General features: G+C 74.4%; 3 protein-coding genes and 1 pseudogene. All 4 read right to left on the reverse strand.

Annotated features, from left to right (window positions below; all coding sequences use genetic code 11):
- Positions 1 to 296 (reverse strand): annotated as a pseudogene (locus tag MFF42_RS24760) (hypothetical protein); the annotation flags it as partial.
- Between the two features lie 71 nt (positions 297 to 367).
- Positions 368 to 631: a hypothetical protein gene (locus MFF42_RS24765; protein ID WP_238258595.1), complete on the reverse strand. Its 264-nt coding sequence runs from the start codon at positions 629 to 631 to the stop codon at positions 368 to 370.
- 67 nt (positions 632 to 698) lie between these two features.
- Positions 699 to 1,115 (reverse strand): hypothetical protein, encoded by a 417-nt coding sequence (locus MFF42_RS24770; RefSeq protein WP_238258597.1) that lies wholly within the window; start codon positions 1,113 to 1,115, stop codon positions 699 to 701.
- Positions 1,116 to 1,129: 14 nt separating this feature from the next.
- Entirely contained in the window at positions 1,130 to 1,897 is a 768-nt protein-coding gene (locus MFF42_RS24775; protein WP_238258598.1) for a hypothetical protein, read from the reverse strand.
- Between the last annotated feature and the right edge of the window lie 241 nt (positions 1,898 to 2,138).

Consider the following 2,138-nt stretch of genomic DNA (forward strand, 5'->3'; position numbering starts at 1 on the left):
TCGGCCCGTCCGCCGTCGGCGAAGTCGATGCGCAGCCTCAGGTCCAGTTCCGGATCGATCCGGCCGGCCTGCGGACGCATCGCGATCAGGCCGCGGGACGAGCCGGAGAGATGGATCGCGGTCACGACTTGCCCCGGGTGACGGGTGAGGTGATCCGCGTCGTAGCGGCGGCCGTAGCAGGCACCCGCCGCCGGGAAGGCGCGCTCGGCGACGAAACCGCTGCCCTCGGCGCGGTCGCCGCCCGCGAGGACGGACAGCAGGGCGAGAGCCGCCAGGGAGCGGGCGCGGTGCGACATCGATGGGCCTTCCTGCCTCGAGGGACGGGGCTTGCGCGAAATCCTGTGCGAAGCGGGCGCGAGCGGAGCCGTCACGACAGCCACGCGGCGAAGAGCGCCCGCAGGCCGATCCCGAGCCAGATCACGACCGTCAGCAGCATGAAGGGCAGGAGCAGGATGACCAGCCAGCCCATCATCATCAGGGTGTAGAGCAGGCCGCCGATATCGATGCCGGCGACGAGGCAGGGATGCGCGCTTCCCTCGTCCACCCGGCAGCCGGTGAGGTGGGCCAGCCCGAACCCGAGCGCGAACAGCAGGGCCGGTGTCCAGACCAGGGCGGTCACCGCGAGCATCATGCGCCGGCCTCCTCGCGGCGGTCGCGGCCGGTCCGGTCTTCGTCCGTCCATGGTGCCTCCGCGCGGCTCACAGGGTGAAGCTCGCGACCCAGACCCGCCGCCAGCCGGGCTCGGCCGGGGCGACCACGACCTTCACCGCCCGCCGCCCCGAGACCAGCGTCTGCCCGCCGCTGCTCCCCTCCGGCGACGCCGCGATCCAGCCCTCGAAGGCCGTGCCGAGGGCGCCCAGCCCCGGATCGGCGCCCGCCGCGAGACCGTCCGGCACGAGGTGGGCGGCGAAGGCGTCGGCCTCCGCCCTCGGCGCGTCGAGCCGCAGCAGCATCAGCCGGTCGATGCCGGCCTCGGTGAAGACCCGCAGGTCGCGGCGGCCGGGCGGCAGCGGCACTTCGAGGAACGCCTCGACGGCCTCGGCGCTCATCGTCGTCGGAGCCGGGGTGCAGGCCGCGAGCGCTACTGCGGCTGCGAGGAGGGCGCGCCGGGTCATGCGTCCGCACCCCGTCACGGTTCTCGCCGGTAGACGCCGCGGAAGCTGACATTCATGCCGCCGCAGGCGAGGTTGTCTTCCACCACGAGCCAGGGGCCGAGGCGCCGCAGCCAGACCTTGCAATCGTATTCCCCGCCCTTCGCGACCGGCAGGGTGCCGTTCTCGCCCACGACAAAGCTGGCGCCGTCGCCCTCGGGCGCGACCGTGCCGGAGATCTCGCCGAGATGGATGCCGCCGCGCTTCACCCGTTCGGGATCGCCCGCGCCCCAGGTCGCGTCGCCGGTGATGGACAGCGTGCCGGGCTTGTCTCCCGGCTTCACCCGGATGCGCCCCTCCGCCTGGGTCCAGGTGCCGAGCCAATCGTCCGGCGCGACCGGGGCCGGCGCCTCGGCCGCCACCGCCTCGGCCGGAAGCCAGCCGGTTCGCGCCAGGTCGCCCTTCGCCCCGCGATAGCTCGCGCAGACATAGCCGCCGCGGCGCGCCCCGAGGATCACGGGATCGCCGGTCACCAGATAGGCCCGCTCGCGGCATTCGGCGCCCGCATCGGGACAGCCGGTCTGCGCGAGCCCGTCCTTGACGAAGGCGGTGCGGCCGGCCGCGACGACGCGCCCGAAGCCGAGAGCCGGTCCCTCGGACAGTGTCGGCGTGCGGCGGCACTCGTTCTTCGCGGGCGCCTCGCGGTCCTGGGCCTGGGCGGCTCCCGCGGCGGCAGCGAGGATCGCCAGCAGGATCGGGCCGCGTGACCCGCGGCGCGGCCGGGGGCTAGGATGGAGGTGGGTCACGCAGGCGCTCTCGGTCTCAGACGATGCGAACGGGAATCAGGCGGCGGATTGTGGTGGCGCTGATGCTCGCCGTTCTGGCGAGCGCGGCCGGCTGGCGGCTGCGGGACGTCCTCGCGCAGGATGCCTGCCTCGATGCGGGCGGCGCGTGGCGGGAGGGCGCCTGCCGGCACTGACGGCCGGCATGTGGGCGACACACGACGCGTCAGCGCATCGCGACCGAGGCGGCGACGCGCTCGGCGCG

Source organism: Methylorubrum podarium (genome assembly GCF_022179745.1).
GTDB classification, from domain to species: Bacteria; Pseudomonadota; Alphaproteobacteria; order Rhizobiales; family Beijerinckiaceae; genus Methylobacterium; species Methylobacterium podarium.